Source organism: Hymenobacter puniceus, assembly GCF_014333525.1.
Lineage (GTDB): Bacteria > Bacteroidota > Bacteroidia > Cytophagales > Hymenobacteraceae > Hymenobacter.
The window spans coordinates 108,232-127,377 of sequence record NZ_JACSCX010000001.1 but is presented as its reverse complement, the minus strand read 5'-3'; the positions used below and the strand labels follow the sequence as shown (position 1 = coordinate 127,377).

The window sequence follows — 19,146 nt, the reverse complement described above, 5'->3', positions numbered from 1 at the left end:
TTTATGCGAAAGAGATTTTCAGTCTTGTATATGCCTTTATGGAGTAGCTTAATTGGTTTAGCAAGTTGTCGTCACAATGAGAAGCCAACAATTATAGTCGAAATAGCTTCTGGTCAAGTCAAGCTGCAGGTACCTCAAAGCTGGTCAACTCACAAAGTGTGGTCTGTCTTTCCACCTGATTGTGAGTCGTGCTCCGGAAGCGAATACCAAGAGTCTTTCAATTATAATAATGCCAGCATTAAGCTTACGGTGATGATCTTCCCAGAAGGAATAGGAAGAGTTCCTTCCAGTAAGGATGAGGTTTTGGGGGTAAAAGAAAAGAACCCTGGTTGCATTGTAAGGGATACTATTTCTGAAAATAAACAGGTTTACAAGTACACCAGCATATCTTACAGGCAAGGTAGCAATTCAACGAACCAATATCACGTGTTAACTAAGTGGTCGGGGCGTTACAGAACAGTGGTGGCTCATTTCGGTGGAAAAGACACAAACGACTTTCGGGAAACGGTAGCAGAAATTCAGAAGTCAGTGCACATCAATCCGGCGTTTTTGAATACAGCAAAATTGTAGCTGATCAATCCTCTCGCATTCCTGCCCCAAACTCCGTATCTTTGCCGCCCCGCCAGGGTGGTGGGCCGGCGCGTTTGCGCTGTGTATCAAACAAAAACGCGCTCCGGAGGCCAGCCCTGCGCCGGACGTGTATATGAGGGTAACTGCACAACACTATGGCAGAAGTAGTAGACAATTTCGACTGGGACAACGTTGGAGCCAGCGGCTTCGGTGGTAACTATACCGCTGAGCAGCGCGCCGAAATGGAGCAGATGTACAGCGACACGCTGACCACTGTCCAGGAGGAAGAAGTAATCAAAGGCACCGTGGTAGGCATCACCGACCGCGACGTAATCCTGAACATCGGCTTCAAATCCGATGGTTTGGTGCCCCTGTCGGAATTCCGCGACCTGACCGACCTCAAAATCGGTGACGAGGTGGAGGTATTCATCGAAGACCAGGAGGATGCCAACGGCCAGCTGATCCTGAGCCGTAAGAAAGCCAAAATCAAGCAGGCCTGGAAGTCCATCTACGACGCCCTGGAGAACGACACCGTTCTGGAAGGCGTAGTAAAGCGTCGCACGAAAGGCGGCCTGATTATGGACCTGGACGGCGTAGAAGCCTTCCTGCCCGGCTCGCAGATCGACGTGAAGCCTATCCGTGACTTCGACATCTACGTTGGTCGTCGCATGGAAGTGAAAGTGGTGAAAATCAACGCCGCTTTCGACAACGTGGTAGTTTCGCACAAAGTCCTGATCGAGAAAGACCTCGAGAAGCAGCGTGAAGCCATCCTCAACAACCTGGAGAAAGGCCAGATCCTGGAGGGCGTTATCAAGAACATGACCAACTTCGGTGTGTTCATCGACCTCGGCGGCGTAGACGGCCTGCTGCACATCACCGACATTTCGTGGGGCCGTATCGCTCACCCGAGCGAAGTACTGCAGCTCGATCAGAAGCTGAACATCGTAGTTCTCGACTTCGACGAAGCCAAGAAGCGTATCAGCCTCGGCCTGAAGCAGCTAACCCCGCATCCGTGGGATTCGCTCGGCGCCGACATGGGCGTAGGCTCGAAAGTGAAGGGCCGTATCGTGAACGTAGCTGACTATGGCGCGTTCATGGAAATCATTCCTGGCGTAGAAGGCCTGATCCACGTTTCGGAAATGTCCTGGAGCCAGCACCTGCGCAACCCGCAGGACTTCATCAAGCAGGGCGACGTAGTAGAGGCTCAGATCCTGACCCTCGACCGCGAAGACCGCAAGATGAGCCTCGGCATCAAGCAGCTCAGCGAAGACCCATGGACTCGTGGCGACTTCTCCGAGAAGTATGCCATCGGCAGCAAGCACAACGGCTTGGTGCGCAACCTGACCAACTTCGGCCTGTTCGTAGAACTGGAAGAGGGTGTAGACGGCCTGGTGCACGTGTCGGACCTGTCGTGGACCAAGAAAGTGAAGCATCCTTCGGAAGTCGTGAAAGTGGGCGACCGTCTGGACGTAGTGGTACTGGAGCTCGACGTGAACAACCGTCGTCTGGCCCTGGGCCACAAGCAGCTGGAAGAAAACCCATGGGATACGTTCCAGACGGTGTTCACTCCCGGCTCGGTTCACAAAGCCACCATCACCGAGAAAACCGACCGTGGTGCCGTGCTCGAGCTGCCGTACGGCATCGAAGGCTTCGCGTATCCGAAGTCGCTGCAGAAAGAAGATGGCTCGCAGGCTGAAAACGGCGAATCGCTGGACTTCCGCGTAGTGGAATTCTCGAAAGAGGATCGCCGCATCGTGCTGTCGCACAACGCTGTGTACAACCAGCAGGCTGAGGAAGAAGGCCGCGCTTCGAAGTTCACGAAGAAGAAGCCAGCCGGTGCTGCCGGTGCTGCCGCCCAGGGCGAAGGCAAACTGAGCGACCTGAAGAAGCCTGCCACGGCTGAGAAGTCTACCCTCGGTGACCTGGACGCTCTGAGCGCACTGCGTGACAAGATGATGGGCAACGAGCGTACCGCTGGTGAGCAGAAGCTTTCGGGCAAGTCTGCTGCAAAGGCTGAAGCTGCTCCGGCTGCCGATGCTACTGAGGCTCCGGCCGAAGGCGGTATTCTGGCTGCTGTAACGGGTGCTGCTTCGGCCGCCTTCGACAAAGCCAAGGAAGTGGTAGGCGACGCCGTAGAGGCTGCCTCGCACTCCGAAGCTTTCGAGAAAGCCAAAGGTGTAGCTGGTGACGTAGTTGACTCGGTGAAAAACGCCCTGTCGAACGACGACGCTGCTGACAAGAAAGACGAAGAGAAAGCCTAATCTTCCTGTTCGTTAGTACAAGAGGGGCCCCGGCGTAAGTCGGGGCCCTTTTTTGTGCGGTTGGCCTACACGCTTTTTTGCTGGCAGGGAGCCAGAGCGGATAGTTGCAGGATCAAGCAGCGTAGCGGCACGGGCGGCTGCAGAAAATTTGCCGCACGATGCCAGCCACTTACCAGCCTTGACGCGAAAACCTGGCTGTTTGCGTTGGCAAAAGCCGGAATATGCCGTATGTTTGCATCCTCAAAGCCCTGGTGACGTGACCGAGCGGCTAGGTAGAGGTCTGCAAAACCTCGTACAGCGGTTCGAATCCGCTCGTCACCTCTAGTTCAGCAACCCCCGCTATTGCCTTTTCCGGCTGGTAGCGGGGGTTGTTTTGTTTACTGAGTTTCAGGATGAAGCTAGGTTGGATACGCTGGGTAACTGCGGCGGCGTTCTGCTGCAAACGGGAATTTTCGTAGATCCTATCGGCCCCGAAGCACGTACCCCGAAATCGTCTGTTTATACCGGTCCTCGCTCTATGAAATCCAGCTTTTCACGCATCACGCTACTGCTAACTCTGGCCACGGCGCCACTCACCCAAACGGTAGCCCAGGTAACGCCAGCGCCAGCACTTGCGGCCGATACCATCCGCAAGTTTGAGAACCCCGAAGGTGTGTCGGCTACCGTGAAACAGCCCTGGTACAAAGGCAAGCTGGTAAAAGCCACGATTGTGCCGGCAGTGCTGATTGGCTACGGTGCGTATACGGCCAATGGCGGCGGGTTCTACACCAACCAGCAGGCCAACCGCGACATTCATCGCCTGTTCCCGACCTACCGCACGCGTCTTGACGATATCCTTATTCTGATGCCGTATGTGGAACTGGGTGTGGTGGCGCTGGCTGGCGTGGAGTCCAGAAACGACCGGCTGAATGTGGGGTTGGTGGTGCTCAAAAGTGAGCTGTTCATGCTCAGTACGGTCTTCGCCGTGAAAAACATCACCCGCAATCCTCGTCCTGATGGCTCCGACAACCAGTCGTTTCCGTCGGGGCACACGGCGCAGGCGTTTCTGGCCGCCAGCATTGTGCACACCGAGTTCCGCGACAAAAGCCAGTGGTACGGTGTAGGCGCCTACACTATTGCTACCAGCGTAGCAGCCCTACGCATGATCAACAACAAGCACTGGCAAAGCGACGTGGTGGCGGGCGCGGGCTTCGGCATCCTGGCTGCGCACGTTGGCTACCTCACGCACCGCAACCGCTGGGGCCGCAAGCCTGGCCTGCCCAAAGGCATGAGCTTCACGCCCACCTGGCAGCCCGGTGGTGGCATGGGGATGGGCATGATCTGGAAGCTGCAGTAGCGCGAGGCTGGCGCTTCCGTTTCATTGTGTAGAAACCAGCGGTTGGCGGCTATCTGGGTATAATGATTACTCTTTCTTTTGATGCCATGTGGTGGATATACGCGTTGCTTTCCGCCTTCTTCGCGGCCCTGACGGCTGTGCTGGCCAAAATTGGCATTCGGGGCGTCGACTCCAACCTGGCTACGGCGGTGCGCACGGCTGTGGTGCTGGTGCTGGCCTGGGGCATCGTATATTTTCGTGGCGGCTTGGCTGAGGTGCACTCGCTCACGCGCACCAATCTGGTGTTTCTGGTGCTGTCGGGGCTGGCTACCGGGCTGTCGTGGATCTTTTATTTCCGGGCGCTACAACTCGGTACCGTGTCGCAGGTGGCCCCTGTAGATAAGCTGAGTGTGGCGCTGGCCATTGGGCTGTCGGTGCTGTTTCTGGGCGAAAAGCTGACGTGGCAGACCGGGCTGGGAGCGGGGCTGATTGTGGCTGGTACGCTGGTACTGATTATGCGCTGACCCCGAGAAGGCTGTTGGCTGGCTTGATTTGTGTTTTCGTCGGCTAGGCGCAATCAGGCCAATTACGGTATTTTTTCATCTGACGTAAACCCTATTACGGTTCGCCAAATAATTGATAGTCTGCATGTACTGCCCGCGGCGGCTTCCGATGAGTAAAAATGGGCAGGTGCTGGCATTGCAGGCTCAAATCCCTACATTTAACTCCGGCGTACACTCCGCTTGACTACGTTTCCACTCTCTTTCTTTCTATGAAGATTATTGACCTCCGCACCATGCGCGGGCCCAGCTTTTGGTCCGTCAAGCACTACAAGCTGATTGTACTGAAAGTAGATATGCAGGATCTGGCTGATTCCTGGTCGAACAATTTTCCGGCTCTGGCAGAACACCTGCCGTTATTGCTGCCCGAGTTGGGGCAGCCCCAACCGAATGAGGCAGGCAAGTCAGTTCTCAAGCATCCGCCCCTCACGGCTGAGCAGCTACAGGATGGCGAGCCATTGGGCCACGTAATTCAGCATGTAGCCTTGGCATTGCAGCGCATGGCGGGTATGCCGGTGTACTGGGGCAAGTCGTATCCGGCGCATCAGGAAGGAGTGGAGTTTGTCGTGTTCAGCTACCAGGAAGAGCGCGCCGGCCGCATGGCGGCCGAAGCAGCTGTGCAGCTGGTAGAAGATCTGTGCGAAGGCCGTAGCGTAAATGTGAAGGCTATTGTAGACGAATTGCACGAAATCCGGGAGGAAGAATTTTTTGGGCCCAGCACCTGGAGCATTGTGTCGGAGGCCGCCTCGCGCAACATTCCGTACATCCAGCTTAAGAACAGCAGCATTATTCAGCTCGGCTACGGTGTTAATCAGAAGCGCATCTGGGCCACTACTACCAGCTACACCTCACACGCCGGGGTGGAGGTGGCCGGCAATAAGAACCGTACCAAGGCCATGCTCAAGGATTCGGGCGTGCCGGTACCCAACGGCACCACCGTCTACTCCGAAGATGGCCTGCGCGACGCTATAGAAGAGCTAGGGTTCCCCATCGTGACCAAGCCGCTCGACGGCAACCACGGCAAGGGCGCCACCATTCGCATCATGAACTGGGACGACGCGGTGGAAGGCTTTAAAGCTGCTCAGAAGTATTCCCGCGCCGTTATCGTGGAGCAGTTTATTCAGGGCGACGACTACCGCATGCTAGTGGTAGCCGGCAAGCTGATTGCAGTGGCCAAGCGCACGCCAGCGGCCGTGAAGGGCGACGGCAGCAGTACCATTCAGCAGCTGATCGATAAAGTAAACGAAGACCCGCGCCGCGGCTTCGGCCACGAAAAGGTGCTCACCAGCATCAAGGCCGACCAGCACACCGTCGACCTGCTGAAAAACCAGGATCTGACGCTGGAAAGCGTGCTGCCGGCCGGCCAGGAAATCTATCTGAAAAGCACCGCCAACATCAGCACCGGCGGTACGGCCACCGACGTGACGGACTTGGTACACCCCTATAATCTGCTGCTGGCCGAGCGCGTAGCCGGCATCGTAGGCCTCGACATCTGTGGTATCGACCTGCTGACTTCTGACATTGCTATTCCGCTCAACGAAACGCGTGGCGCCGTAATTGAGGTGAATGCCGCACCCGGCTTCCGGATGCACATTTCGCCTACTGAAGGCCTGCCCCGCAACGTGGCCGCCCCGGTGGTGGACATGCTGTTTCCGCAGGGCAGCACGGCGCGCATTCCGATTTTTGCCGTGACGGGTACCAACGGTAAAACGACCACCACGCAGCTGCTGGCGCACATTGTGGCCTCCAAAGGCTATAAAGTGGGTCACACCACCACCAACGGCATCTACATCCAGGGCGTGCAGCTGCAAAGCGGCGACTGCACCGGCGGCCAAAGCGCCGAGTTTGTGTTGAAAGACCCGACCGTGAACTTCGCGGTGCTGGAAACGGCCCGTGGCGGCATGCTCCGCTCGGGCTTGGGCTTCCACACCTGCGACGTGGCCGTGGTAACCAACGTGGCCGCCGACCACCTGGGCATGCGCGACATTTATACGGTAGAGGAAATGGCCGCCGTGAAAGGCGTGCTGCCCCGCACCGTGCGCAAAAATGGTTGGGCCGTGCTGAACGCCGACGACGACCTTGTATATGCCATGCGCGAAAAGCTGGAGTGCCGCGTGGCGCTGTTCAGCATGAACGAGCACAGCCCCCGCATCCGGGAGCACGCCGAAAACGGCGGGCTGGCGGCCGTGTACGAGGAAGGCTACATCACCATCTACAAAAACAGCTATAAGCTGCGTATCGACCGGGCTGCGGAATTCCCAATTACGCTGGGTGGCCGCGCCACATTCAACATCGAAAACTCGCTGGCAGCGGCGCTGGCTTGCTACTGCTATGGCTTCGATAAGGACGATATCAAGCAGGCGCTGCGCACGTTTGTGCCGTCGGCCACCAAAACGCCGGGCCGCATGAACGTGTATAAGTTTCCACAGTTCGAGGTGATTGTGGATTATGCGCACAACACCCACGGCATCGAAAAATTCGCTCAGTTTCTGGAGGCCACCGAAGCTACGCACAAAGTGGGCGTCATCTCAGGCCTCGGCGACCGGCGCGACGAAGACACATTAGGCTTTTCTCGCATTGCCGGCCGCATCTTCGATGAGATTGTGCTGCGCCAGGACCGCGACCTGCGTGGTAAAACGGCCGAGCAGCTCCGCGAAATCATGGAGCGCGGCCTGCGCCTTGACGCTCCCGAGGTGCCTATCACCTACATCGAAAACGAAATGGACGCCATCGACCACGTACTTGCTACTGCCAAGCCGGGCTCCGTCGTTGTCATGTTCACCGAAAACATCAAAGCCACGCTAAAGAAACTCGATGAATTCGAAAGCCGGATCACGGATTAACACGGATTTTCCGCGGATTCCACGGATTTTGTAGCCAGTACGAACCGGGTAGAAATCCAGCTTATCGCAAACAGAAAGAGGCTTGCCGGTTGGCAAGCCTCTTTCTGTTTGTAATCGACTACAAAATCCGTGGAATCCGCGAAAAATTCGCGTTAATCCGTGATTTACTTGAGTGTGAAGGTCGTCTTGCCGATCATCACGCCGCCTTCGTACAGCTCGATGGTATGCAGGCCGGTTTTGTAGGCTGCACCTTTGGCGTACAGAAACTGCACGGGCTGGCGAGTGTTGTCATACACAATGTCCTGTTTGGCGGTGTAGAAAGCCTCCGAGCCGTCAATCATGAAGGTGCCCCCGCCGGTGCTCAGGTTATAGAGCGCCGCGCCATCGGGCTCAATCAGGCGCAACATAATCTGCTTGGTTTCCTTCGGCGAAACGTCGTTGCGGCCCAGGTTGAAGCTGATTTTGATTTTCTCGACGCGTCTGGCCTTGAACTCGTTGTCGTCGTCATCTTTTTCCTTGTTGCGGGAGTTGACCACGCCCACCCGGATATTCTCGGCCTGCAGCCGCGACGCCACGGCCACTTTCTCGGTCAACTCCTGGTTGGTGCGGGCAATGGTCGTGATGGTGTCCGTAAGCTTGTTCTGGCGCTCTTTCAGGGTCGTGGCTTCGGTGTAGAGCGCCTCGTTGTCGGCTTTTAGCTGGGCAATTTCGTCGTCCTTTTTGCGCAGCTGCGACTCCAGGTTCTGGGCGCGCACCTTAAAGCGGCGCTGCTCGGCCACCGAGAAGCTGCTCGACTTAAAGGAGCGCAGCTTCAGCAGGTCGGCATTAATAGAGGCAATCTTGGCTTCCAGCGAGTCATTTGAGAGGCCCATGCTCTGTACTTCCTGGCTTTGGCGCTCGAAATCTGCCTTCAGTTTTTCATACTCGGCAATTTGAGTTTTCAGCCGATCATCTTTCTCAGCTACCTGCGTGGTGAGCTGCTCGTTCTCCGCGCTTTTCTGCCGGTTCATCCAGTACAATACGCCGTTGATACCGAGCAATACCAGAAACAGGGCGGCAATGAGCAGGATGCGACTGTTGTTGCGGGGTTCGGGGCTTTGGGTTGGTTCCATTGCGAGCGGGGTTAAATGAAGACCGGGCGGGCCGGTATGTGCGTTACCTTTACGCACAAACAAACGAAAATTTAAAACAAAACCGGTTTTTCAGCCAGCCAGCCAGGCCTGAAATTTCCAGTAATGCCTATGGAATCTGCTGTTTCCTTCGACGAAAACTACTGGCGCGGCCGCTATATGAACGGCCGTACTGGCTGGGATACTGGCTCCGTAACGCCGCCACTGCGGGAATATTTCAACCAGCTGGGGCCGCCCGATGCGCGCCGTATCCTTATTCCGGGCGCTGGCAACGCCTACGAGGCCGAGTACCTTCACCAATTGGGCTTTTCGCAGGTGTGGGTGGCCGACCTGGCGCCGGAGCCGCTGGCAGCGCTGCAGCAGCGCGTGCCCAGCTTCCCGGCGGTGCATCTGCTGCAGCAGGATTTTTTCCGGTTGTCAGCCACCCCGCCCTATGATCTGATAGTAGAACAAACTTTTTTCTGCGCCCTCGACCCTCAATTGCGGCCTGCTTACGCCCATCAGTGTGCCCAGCTGCTCCGGCCCGGCGGCACGTTGGCCGGCCTGCTCTTTGACACCGACTTTGGCCCGGCAACCGAACCACCTTTTGGCGGTACGCGCAAAGAGTACCAGACGTATTTCGAGCCGTATTTCGACTTCGTGCATTTCGATACGGCTACCAACTCGCTGCCCCCCCGCCAGGGCCGGGAGCTATTTATTTGCTTGCGGCGCAAACTGTAGAGCATGTTGTTGCCACAGGTGCGCTGGCGAAAGTCGTGCAGTTTGCTGACAATCGGCCTGCAAACGAGGCTTCCGCTACCTTTGTGTCTCTTTCACCTGCCTGGGTGCCATCTGGCCTGGGCCATAATTCCTGCTTCATGATCGACCAACTCGCCAACGTCCTGCCGCATTTCCGCAACACCAACTCCGGCCAGTTTTTCCTGATGGCGGGTCCCTGCGTGATTGAAGGCGAGGATATGGCCCTGCGCATCGCCGAAAAGGTGAAGTACATGACCGACAAGCTCGGCATTCCCTACATCTTCAAAGGCTCCTACCGCAAGGCCAACCGCAGCCGCCTCGACTCGTTCACCGGTATCGGCGACGAGACAGCGCTGCGCATTTTGCAGAAAGTGGGTCGCGAAATCGGGGTGCCGACCGTGACGGACATCCACGAGTCGGATGAGGCGGCGCTGGCGGCCGAGTACGTGGATGTGCTGCAGATTCCGGCTTTTCTGTGCCGCCAGACCGATCTGCTGATTGCGGCCGCCAAAACCGGCAAGGTGGTGAACGTGAAAAAAGGGCAGTTCCTGAACGGCGAGGCCATGCAGTTTGCCGTGGACAAAGTGCGTCAGTCCGGCAATGAGCACGTAATCTTAACGGACCGCGGCAACTCGTTCGGCTACTCCGATCTGGTGGTAGACTTCCGCAACCTGCCCGCCATGCGCGAATTTGGCGTGCCCGTGGTGATGGACGTAACCCACTCGCTGCAGCGCCCCAACCAAAGCAGCGGCGTGACGGGCGGCCAGCCGGCCCTCATCGAAACCATTGCCAAAGCCGCCATTGCCGTCGGCGCCGACGGTCTATTCATCGAAACCCACCCCACACCCGCCACCGCCAAATCCGACGGCGCCAACATGCTGGCCCTCGATAAGTTGGAGGACCTGCTCATCAAGCTAACCCGCGTCCGGGAAGCCATTCGGTAGAACGGAGTGGTACTCCGTTCCGGCGCAACGCGCCAATTGGCGTCCGGTTTATTCTGAGGCGCAACTGGCCGTCGCGCGGCCGAACGGAGTGCCATTCCATTCTGCCATTCCGTTCTGCCATTCCGTTCTACTTATTATGCTCCCAGCCGGCGCGTGCGCTCCAGTAGCTTGTCCAGCGCGTTGTTGAAGCGTAGGCGGAAATGCTGGCGCGGCTGGTTGCGGCGGAAGAACACGAGGCCGATAAAGAACAGGTCAACGGTCAGGCGCACTTCGGGGTGTTGGCGAATGACGTTCCAGGCGCGCTCCATATCCCGCGACCAATGGATGTCGTCGAGCACGAATACGCTTCGCTCGGTGCGGTGCGGCAGGCACAGCTCAAAGTAGCGCAGGGTGGGCTCGTAGCGGTGGTTGCCGTCGAAAAAGGCGAAGTCCAGCGGTGTGGGCAGCGCGGCCAGGGCAGGAGCGAGGGTGTCGTCTAGGTTGCCTTCCACCAGCTCAATGTTGCTTATATCCAGCTGCGCGAAAGTTTCGCGGGCCACAGCTGCGGTAGCCGGGCAGCCTTCGAATGTGAGGACGCGGCTGCGCGAGTCAGCCGCAGCCAGGTAGGCGGTAGTGAGGCCCAGCGAAGTACCCAGCTCCAGAATAGTACGCGGCTGAAAATGATTGACGAGCCGAAATAGTAGCTGTGCCAGTGGGCGCGGCTTGGCGGCCGTGCGGGCAATGTCCTGCAGGCGGCGCTGCCGGCCCGCACCCGTGTGCGAGCCGGCCCCAAAGTCGCGCACCTGAATGGTTTGGGTGCTGCGCTGCAGCCGCTGCCGCCGCTGCTCAATAGCCTCAAACGCGGCAAACTGCCCATCGTGGTTGATAACATAGGCGTAGAGCCCGAACACGAAAGGCGAATGTAGACCGTGCGTGTTGCCCGAACGAGCCAGAAACCGAAGATAGCTGAGCGCCTGAAAGACCAATGGACAATGGTTAAATGAATGCACAAAGAACGTCATGCAGAGCGGAGCGAAGCATCTCGCCGGAATAGTAATTTTACTACTCCAGCGAGATGTTTCGCTCCGCTCTGCATGACGTTCTTGTTTTTTGCCGGAAAGCTTAGTTCAACCGGTACGGTACAACCAGCGTGAACTCCGGTATTTCCACCTCGAAGTTGCTGCCATCCACCACCCGCTCCATGTCGTAGGTGCCACGCATCTTGCCCAGTCCCGACTTCAGGTTGCAGCCTGACACATATTGGTGCGACTCGCCGGGTTCCAGCACGGGCTGCTGGCCTACCACGCCTTCGCCTTCCACTTCGCGCACTACGCCGTTGGCATCGTAGATGTACCAGTGGCGGCGCAACAGCTTTACTGTGTATTCGCTGTTGTTGCGGATATCAATCTTGTAGGCAAATACGTAGTGCTCCTGGCTGGGACTGGAGTAGTCCGGCAGGTAGTTGGTCGTGACGCTCACGGTGACGCCCTGCGTAGTGGTCGTATTCATGGCTGCTGTGCGGGTGTGGGTGAGACTAACAGACGAGGGCAGAATTTGGTTTATTTACGCAGCCGGCCGCCAAGACGACGTACTTACCCCGTAAAATAATTTTTCCAGAGGATGAATGTAAAGATAGAAGAGAGCTGGCGCAAAGTATTACAGCCGGAATTTGAGAAACCGTATTTTCCGCATCTCATTGCCTTTGTGCGAGGCGAGTACGCCACGGCCACCGTGTACCCGCCCGGCCCGCAAATCTTCCACGCTTTCGATGCCTGCCCGCTGCCGCAGGTGAAGGTGGTGATTCTGGGGCAGGACCCCTACCACGGCAAAGGCCAGGCCCACGGCCTCAGCTTTTCGGTAGCCGATGGCATCCGCACGCCGCCCTCGTTGCAGAATATCTTCAAGGAGTTACAAACCGATATTCCGGAAACGCCCCCGGCCCCCAACGGCAACCTCGACCGGTGGGCCGAGCAGGGTGTGCTGCTGCTCAACGCCACGCTCACGGTGCGTGCCGCCGAACCCGCCAGCCACCAAAAGCGCGGCTGGGAGCAGTTCACCGATGCCGTCATTCAGAAGGTATCCGAAGAAAAGGAGCACGTCGTGTTCATTTTGTGGGGTGCCTATGCCCAGAAAAAGGCCGAGCTGATTGACGCCCGCAAGCACCTCATCCTCAAGTCGGCGCACCCGTCGCCCTACGCTGCCGACCGGGGCTTCTTCGGCTCCCGCCCATTCAGCAAAACTAACGCCTACCTCAAGCAACATGGCTTGGAACCGATAGTCTGGTAAGCTGCTGTCATTGCGAGCATGTGGCGCATCAAACCAGTGTCGAAGCAATCCTTCCTCTCGTGGCAGATACTTGCCTTACAACAAAGCCCTCCGGCGTTAGTGTGCTACACTATTGCCGGAGGGCTTTCTACTTAGGGCTGCTTAGCTCAAAAGAGAGGAAGGATTGCTTCGACACTGGTTTGATGCGCCATATGCTCGCAATGACAGGTAGTTAGTCAATCGTATTGAATAAGCGGTTCCAGCGGATTTTGTGCAGGAAATCAGCGTACGGGTCTACCGACATCCAGATCAGCACCGCCTTGCCCACGATGTGGTCGGCGGGCACAAAGCCCCAGTAGCGCGAGTCTAGCGAGTCGTGGCGGTTGTCGCCCATCATGAAGTAGTAGTCCTGCTTGAAAGTGTAGCTCTTGAGCGGCTGGCCGTTCTGTAGCAGCACGCCGTTGGCCATCGTCACGCCCTCGTTGTGCTCGTAGCGCATGATGATTTTCTGGTACATGGGCGTGTTCTGCGGCGTCAGCTGCACGGTCTGGCCGGCTTTGGGTAGCTGCAGGGGGCCGTAGTTGTCTTTGTTCCAGAGGTTGAGAGGCTGGGGCGTGCTTTGCGGGTAGTCGGGGTTGTTCGGGAAAACGTCGGCTTCGGGTTGGCCTGGCACGGCCTTATCCTGCACCACGGCCCGTACGTAGGGCTGCTTGCGGAAAAAATCGGCGGTGGCCGGCGTGGCATCAATCATGAACGTCGGCTCCTGGGTGCCGAATATCGGCTCCGGCTTGCCATCGGGCCGGTTGAAGTTGGTGACGTGCTGGTCCTGGAAAGACTTATATAGGTCATCGTTGGGCTGGGGCACCTGCAGGTAGTAGCGGTTCTGGCTTTGCGGCGGGTTCGTCATTGGCTTGCCATTGATGAACACCTGCGTATCCTTGATTTCCAGCACGTCGCCGGCCACGGCCACGCACCGCTTGATGTAGTTGGTGCGCAGGTCGGCGGGGTGCTGGCTCTCGAAGGGCACGTTGAACACCACCACGTCGCCACGCTTTACTTCCGAGAAGCCCGGCAGACGGTAGCTGGGCAGCTGGATGGCATCGGAGTAGCTCTTGAGGCCAAAGCCCCACAGCGTCTGGTGCGTGAGCGGAATCTGTAGCGGCGTCTGGGGCGTGCGGGCGCCATAGTGCAGCTTGCTCACAAACAGGTAGTCGCCCACCAGCAGCGAATCCTCCATGGAAGGCGTCGGGATGGTGTAGGCCTCAAACGTGGCCCAGCGGATGAGCGTGGCAGCCACCACCGCAAACAGGATGGCGTCGCCCCACTCCCGGAAAAAGCCTTTCTTCCGGGCGGTGACGGGCTTGCTGGAAGCGGAAGCCGCCTTCATGCGTTCTTCCCAGGACTGTTGTACGGCCATGATGGTAAAGACAAGAAATGTAGCAGAGGCAGCAGCCTGCGCCGGAAAAGTAAATATAGGGGCTGGCGGGCGTTATGGGCGCAGCTTATCGGCTTGCCCCAGCGCCACGCTGCTACAGCCCCAGCAGGTCTTTCATCCCGAACACGCCCTGGTGGCCGGGCAGCCACTCCGCGGCCATCAGCGCCCCATCCACAAATCCGTCGCGGGTATGGGCTTCGTGTTTGAGTTCCAGCGTATCCGCCTCCGACGAGTACGTGACGATGTGCGTGCCCACGACGGCATCGGTTCGCTCACTGAGCACCGCCAGTTCTTCGGGCTTCTGGGCTGGCTCGTTGCGCCAGATGGTCTTGGTGGGGAAGTGGCGCAGAATGGCTTCGGCCGCTGTCAGGGCCGTACCGCTGGGCTGGTCTACCTTTTGGGTATGGTGGATTTCGCGCACCTGCACATCGTAGCCCCCAAACTGGTGCATTTTGGTGGCGATGTACTCGTTGAAGTGGAAAAACAGGTTCACGCCCACGCTGTAGTTGGAAGCGTAAAACAGCGAGCCGTCGGTCTGCTGGCACAGGTCCACTGCTTCTTGGAAGTGGTGCAGCCAGCCCGTGGAGCCGCACACCACCGGCAACCGCTGGCGCAGGCAGGCCTGGACGTTGGTGAAGGCGGCATCCGGGTGCGTAAATTCAATGGCCGCGTCGGCGTTGCTGGGGTTGAAGTCGGCAATATTTACGCCCGGATGGGAAGGATCAACAATCCCTACTATCTCGTGGCCACGAGCCACGGCGCGGGCCTCAATAGCCCGGCCCATTTTGCCGTAGCCGATCAGCAGAAGTTTCATTCGAAGGTGTTTTCGGGTTGCTGCCGGGGCGCCGCCAGTATGGCAGGTAAGCTTTGGCGGTGTGCTGCCAGCAACGTTACTTAAATGTTAAAGTCAGGTTGACGCCGGGGGCCGCGGCCACGGTAGGCATGCGCAGCACAGACGGCTCCCACTGCACACTCAGGTCGTCGCTGATGTCGAAGTCGCGCAGATGGGCGTCCACCACGGCGTCGAGAATCTGCACGGCGTGGGCCAGTGCAATGTAGGCCAGGAAAGTGTCGCGCTGCGTGCGGTATCTATTCAGGTTGCGCTTCACTTCATCAGAAGAGCGGAGCAGACTGGAGCGCGGGCCGGTGTCCACGGTGTTCGGGTCGCCGTCGGTGCGGGCATTGAAGCCATCGGCAAACTCGGTGTAGAGCCGTTGGTAGAAGATTTCGCCATACACCGTGCCGCCCACGGCGCCCACGGCCAGCGGCACCTTCCACCAGCGCCCGTTGTAGAGCTGGCCCGCCCCCGGCAGCAGCGCCGACAACAAACCGGCTTTGGTGGGCTTGGTCATCTTCAACCCAAATAGCCGCGCCGTGCGCCGCACCGAGTCCGGCACCACGACAGTGCTTACCTGCGTTGAGTCGGGCCCGGCCGTAACGGTGGTCGGCGCCACATCCGTGCCGGAAGTTTGGGCATGCGCTGCCGATGCCATAAAAAGCAATATCGGAGCCAGTAGCCGCAGAAGAGAAAATGGGTAGCTCATCACGCCTTACTTATGAAAGCCGCGTGCGGCGTGGGAATTTACTGTCACAGTTAAGCCAGGGGCCAAACTTGCGGTAGCCGTTAGCAGCAATGAGGGTCGCCAATGCAGCGTGAGTGTGTCGCTGATATCGAAGTCGTGCAAATGAGCATCCACCACTGCATCCAAAATCTGAACGCCATAGGTGGCTGCCGTTATGCCCAGCCAAACATCCCGCATGGTGCGGTAGGAGTAGAAGCGGGCCTTTTGAACGGTGTTCGAGGGTTCCTGGCCGGAGCGCGGACCCGTATCAATAGCCGTGGCATCTCCGGCAGCCGCCCGCTGCCGCAGCAGAAATCCGGTTTTGTATTCCTGATAACGGCGACCGTACAGAACCTGCATATAGACCGCACCACCCACCAGACCAGTGGCAACGGGGACCTTCCAATAGCGACGGTTATACAGTTGGCCTGCGCCGGGTAAAACCGCCGATAATATGCCGGCCTTCTCGGGTCGCGTGACAGCTAGCCCCGCGAGCCGTTCGGTACGGCGTACAGAGTCGGCCGCCGGCTGCTGAGCACGGGCATGTGTTGGAACCAACAACGGTGCAGTGATGACTAAAGCCAGTAAAATGCCGACGCTGTAGGTCATGCCCGTAGGGTTAAGCTGGCTGCAGGATGTGCAGGATACGCTGCATATCCTCTACCGAGTCGAAGGCAATCTTGATTTCGCCGCGTCCCTGGGGGCCAGGCTTCACCATTACACGGCTGCCGAAACGTTCCGTAAGGTGGCGCTCGGTGCGGCGCAGCTCTGCTACCGGTACCTGCGGCGTGGCGTCCTGCGGGGCTTTGGCGTCGGCTGCGTCGGGCTTGGTGGCGGGGTTCAGGCCGGCGCGCACCAGCTGCTCCACGCGTCGCACCGACAGTTCCTCGGCCACAATGCGGTGAAACAGGTCCAGCTGCTGCTCGGGATTATCCACGCTGATCAGGGCGCGGGCGTGGCCCATGCTGATGGCCGTGTCGCGCAGTCCGATCTGGATATCGGGTGGCAGCTTGAGCAGGCGCAGGTAGTTGGTTACGGTCGAGCGGTTTTTGCCCACCCGGTCGCCCAGCTCTTCCTGCTTGAGGTTGCACTCGCTCACGAGGCGCTGGTAGCTCAAGGCAATTTCAATGGCGTTGAGGTTTTCGCGCTGGATATTCTCGATGAGGGCCATTTCCAGCATCTGCTGGTCGTCGGCTTTCCGGATGTAGGCCGGAATGGTGTCGAGGCCGGCCAGCTTGGAAGCCTGCAAACGCCGCTCACCCGAAATGAGCTGGTAGGCGTTGGTGCCGGTTTGGCGCACGGTCACAGGCTGGATGATACCCTGCACCTTGATGCTTTCAGCCAGCTCCTGTAAGGCTTCCTGGTCGAAGTGCGTGCGGGGCTGGTAGGGGTTGGCTTCGATGTGGCCCACCGGAATCAGCCCGACGGAGTTTACCGGGTGCGGCACCAGTCCCAGCCGGTCGCTCTTTTTCTCGTAGCTGCCTTCAATCAGGGCGTTGAGGCCACGGCCCAGGCCACCAACTTTGCGCTTTGCCGCTGCGGGAAGCGCAGCCGGTACGGATTTCTCTTCTTGCTTCTCTGACATACCTGCAAACTGCCCCCCGGCATAGGCGCCGGACAGCGGGATTCAAAAATACACAAACGCGGGGGAAGGCGACAGAAAAATGTTCCACGCCCTGCAAAAATCGTGGAACGCTCAGCTGCTGTGGAAAGTATGTAAAGCCACCACTGATTTTGCCATCGTACCTGACACGGGCGTCAACCTATATAGAGAGTAGCGAGGCAGCCCAGTGGTTTGATAGGAGTTAGTTGCCCCATTCTGCTACCGGTGGAAGGAGAGAGATAGGGTATCTTCATAATCAAAAACGGCCAGCAGAAATGTTTTGCTGGCCGTTCGTTCTTACATAATAAGCTCCTGACTACGCGGCTGCGTCTTCGGCTGCTTCGGATGTGTCAGCGGCTTCCACGTTCTTTTCCACGATTTCGCGGGCCAGGTTGAGGTAGCTGATAGAGCCTTTGCTTTCGGCGTCGTGCAGAATCACCGGGATGCCGAAGCTCGGCGACTCGCTTAGCTTCACGTTGCGCGGGATGATGGTATCGAACACCAACTGCTGGAAATGCAGCTTCACTTCTTCTACCACCTGGTTGCTGAGGCGCAACCGCACGTCGTACATCGTGAGCAGAATGCCTTCGATTTCCAGGTTTTCGTTGAGGCGGCTCTGGATGATTTTGACGGTGTTAAGCAGCTTGCCTAAGCCTTCCAGCGCGAAATACTCGCACTGCACCGGAATGATTACCGAGTGCGCAGCCGTAAGGGCATTCACCGTAATGAGGCCCAGGGATGGCGAACAGTCGATGATGATAAAGTCGTACTGATCGGCGAGGGGCCGTAGCGCGTCCTTCATCTTCTCCTCCCGGTTGGGTAGGTTGATCATCTCCACCTCGGCCCCTACCAAGTCGATGTGGGAGGGCATCAGGTCGAGGTGGGGCAGGATGTTGGTTTGCAGGATGATGTCCTGGGCATTGATGCCATCCACCATGCACTCGTAGATGCTGTTCTGGATGTCCTTCGGGTCGAAACCCACGCCGGAAGTGGCATTAGCCTGCGGGTCGGCGTCTACCAGCAGCGTCCGATATTCCAGTGCAGCCAGCGAGGCCGCCAGGTTGATCGAAGAGGTGGTTTTGCCCACGCCGCCCTTTTGGTTGGCTACCGCAATAATTTTGCCCATGTTGCTTTAGTTGTCAGTTGTTGGTTGTCAGTTGTCGGGGAGGTTGCAGGCCGTCTGTCGTCGAAGAACCGACAACTGACAACCAACAACTGACAACTCACAACAATATCGTTTCGCCGACGCGCATCAACATCAGCTCTTTGCCGGCCTGCTCAGCCTTGGCCCGGGCCTGTACCTGGTCGATGGTGATGGGCGGGAAGGTGTCGTAGTGCATTCCAATGATTTTGGAAGCCCCGGTCCAGTCGGCGGCCGTCAGCGCATCGTCGATGCCCATGGTGTAATGGTCGCCGATGGGCAGAATGGCAAAGTCCAGCTGGTGGCGCTCGGCAATCAGCTTCATGTCGTAGGTGAGGGCGGTGTCGCCGGCGAAGTAGAAGGTTTTGCCTTCGGCTTCCACCACAAAACCACCCGCCAGACCGCCGTAGGAGCCATCGGGCATGGAGCTGGAGTGCGCAGCGGCCACCATTTTCACGGTCCCGAAGGGCAATTTCACGGTGCCGCCCAGGTTCATGCCATAGGTGGCTTTCAGACCTTTGGCGCCAAACCAGCCTACCACTTCGGCCATGCCCACGAAGTCGGCGCCGGTGCGCTTGCCGATTTCCTCGGCGTCGGCAACGTGGTCGGGGTGGCCGTGGCTAAGCAGGATGTAATCGGCCTTGATGCTGTCCACGTCCACGTCTTTGGCCAAGGGGTTCGGACGAATGAACGGGTCGAAAAGCAGGGTGCTGCCCCCGGTTTCGAGCAGGAAGCAGGAGTGACCGTAGTAGGTGAGATGCATAAAGAGCGGAAAGCGGCAAGCCAAGTACAGGGCGCAA

18 protein-coding genes and 1 tRNA gene are annotated in these 19,146 nt (G+C 58.1%); 9 read left to right on the top strand and 10 right to left on the bottom strand.

Annotated features, from left to right (window positions below; all coding sequences use genetic code 11):
* Nucleotides 1-30: 30 nt before the first annotated feature.
* From H8B14_RS00545 to cphA, 6 genes are all read left to right on the top strand, one after another.
* Nucleotides 31-570 (top strand): fibroblast growth factor, encoded by a 540-nt coding sequence (locus H8B14_RS00545; protein ID WP_187313689.1) that lies wholly within the window; start codon nt 31-33, stop codon nt 568-570.
* 155 nt (nt 571-725) lie between these two features.
* Complete coding sequence (gene rpsA, locus H8B14_RS00540) at nt 726-2,831, top strand: 30S ribosomal protein S1 (protein WP_261989831.1); 2,106 nt, start codon at nt 726-728, stop codon at nt 2,829-2,831.
* Between the two features lie 250 nt (nt 2,832-3,081).
* Nucleotides 3,082-3,152: transfer RNA gene (locus tag H8B14_RS00535), tRNA-Cys, on the top strand.
* A gap of 196 nt (nt 3,153-3,348) precedes the next feature.
* Nucleotides 3,349-4,167, top strand: a complete 819-nt coding sequence (locus H8B14_RS20845) for a phosphatase PAP2 family protein (protein WP_222840521.1) — start codon at nt 3,349-3,351, stop codon at nt 4,165-4,167.
* A gap of 62 nt (nt 4,168-4,229) precedes the next feature.
* Complete coding sequence (locus tag H8B14_RS00525; RefSeq protein WP_261989830.1) at nt 4,230-4,670, top strand: EamA family transporter; 441 nt, start codon at nt 4,230-4,232, stop codon at nt 4,668-4,670.
* Between the two features lie 248 nt (nt 4,671-4,918).
* A complete protein-coding gene (gene cphA, locus H8B14_RS00520; RefSeq protein ID WP_187313688.1) occupies nt 4,919-7,549 on the top strand; it encodes a cyanophycin synthetase in 2,631 nt (876 codons plus the stop codon).
* A gap of 164 nt (nt 7,550-7,713) precedes the next feature.
* Here the strand turns inward: cphA and H8B14_RS00515 are convergent, their stop codons facing one another.
* Nucleotides 7,714-8,661: a hypothetical protein gene (locus H8B14_RS00515; RefSeq protein ID WP_187313687.1), complete on the bottom strand. Its 948-nt coding sequence runs from the start codon at nt 8,659-8,661 to the stop codon at nt 7,714-7,716.
* Nucleotides 8,662-8,790: 129 nt separating this feature from the next.
* On the opposite strand from H8B14_RS00515, the gene H8B14_RS00510 reads away from it, so the two are divergent.
* Entirely contained in the window at nt 8,791-9,399 is a 609-nt protein-coding gene (locus tag H8B14_RS00510; RefSeq protein WP_187313686.1) for a methyltransferase domain-containing protein, read from the top strand.
* Nucleotides 9,400-9,536: 137 nt separating this feature from the next.
* Complete coding sequence (gene kdsA, locus H8B14_RS00505; RefSeq protein ID WP_187313685.1) at nt 9,537-10,361, top strand: 3-deoxy-8-phosphooctulonate synthase; 825 nt, start codon at nt 9,537-9,539, stop codon at nt 10,359-10,361.
* 134 nt (nt 10,362-10,495) lie between these two features.
* On the opposite strand, the gene H8B14_RS00500 is transcribed toward kdsA, so the two are convergent.
* Both H8B14_RS00500 and apaG read right to left on the bottom strand, forming a co-directional pair.
* Nucleotides 10,496-11,251 (bottom strand): O-methyltransferase, encoded by a 756-nt coding sequence (locus tag H8B14_RS00500; RefSeq protein WP_315984787.1) that lies wholly within the window; start codon nt 11,249-11,251, stop codon nt 10,496-10,498.
* 211 nt (nt 11,252-11,462) lie between these two features.
* The gene (apaG, locus tag H8B14_RS00495; RefSeq protein ID WP_187313683.1) at nt 11,463-11,849 is read right to left on the bottom strand and encodes a Co2+/Mg2+ efflux protein ApaG; all 387 of its coding nucleotides are present in this window, start codon (nt 11,847-11,849) and stop codon (nt 11,463-11,465) included.
* A gap of 111 nt (nt 11,850-11,960) precedes the next feature.
* On the opposite strand from apaG, the gene H8B14_RS00490 reads away from it, so the two are divergent.
* On the top strand, nt 11,961-12,626 hold the full coding sequence (locus H8B14_RS00490) for a uracil-DNA glycosylase (RefSeq protein WP_187313682.1): 666 nt from the start codon (nt 11,961-11,963) through the stop codon (nt 12,624-12,626).
* A gap of 211 nt (nt 12,627-12,837) precedes the next feature.
* Here H8B14_RS00490 and lepB read toward each other — a convergent pair whose 3' ends face one another.
* From lepB to H8B14_RS00455, 7 genes are all read right to left on the bottom strand, one after another.
* On the bottom strand, nt 12,838-14,022 hold the full coding sequence (lepB, locus tag H8B14_RS00485; protein ID WP_187313681.1) for a signal peptidase I: 1,185 nt from the start codon (nt 14,020-14,022) through the stop codon (nt 12,838-12,840).
* A gap of 112 nt (nt 14,023-14,134) precedes the next feature.
* On the bottom strand, nt 14,135-14,854 hold the full coding sequence (gene dapB / locus H8B14_RS00480; RefSeq protein ID WP_187313680.1) for a 4-hydroxy-tetrahydrodipicolinate reductase: 720 nt from the start codon (nt 14,852-14,854) through the stop codon (nt 14,135-14,137).
* A 76-nt stretch (nt 14,855-14,930) separates the two neighbouring features.
* The gene (locus tag H8B14_RS00475) at nt 14,931-15,533 is read right to left on the bottom strand and encodes a DUF5683 domain-containing protein (RefSeq protein ID WP_187313679.1); all 603 of its coding nucleotides are present in this window, start codon (nt 15,531-15,533) and stop codon (nt 14,931-14,933) included.
* 57 nt (nt 15,534-15,590) lie between these two features.
* On the bottom strand, nt 15,591-16,211 hold the full coding sequence (locus tag H8B14_RS00470; protein WP_187313678.1) for a DUF5683 domain-containing protein: 621 nt from the start codon (nt 16,209-16,211) through the stop codon (nt 15,591-15,593).
* Between the two features lie 10 nt (nt 16,212-16,221).
* Nucleotides 16,222-17,187 carry a ParB/RepB/Spo0J family partition protein gene (locus tag H8B14_RS00465; RefSeq protein ID WP_187313677.1) on the bottom strand — a complete coding sequence of 322 codons (966 nt, stop codon included), beginning with the start codon at nt 17,185-17,187 and terminating at the stop codon, nt 16,222-16,224.
* A gap of 334 nt (nt 17,188-17,521) precedes the next feature.
* Complete coding sequence (locus tag H8B14_RS00460) at nt 17,522-18,331, bottom strand: ParA family protein (RefSeq protein ID WP_187313676.1); 810 nt, start codon at nt 18,329-18,331, stop codon at nt 17,522-17,524.
* 97 nt (nt 18,332-18,428) lie between these two features.
* Nucleotides 18,429-19,109 (bottom strand): metal-dependent hydrolase, encoded by a 681-nt coding sequence (locus H8B14_RS00455; protein ID WP_187313675.1) that lies wholly within the window; start codon nt 19,107-19,109, stop codon nt 18,429-18,431.
* Nucleotides 19,110-19,146 lie beyond the last annotated feature (37 nt).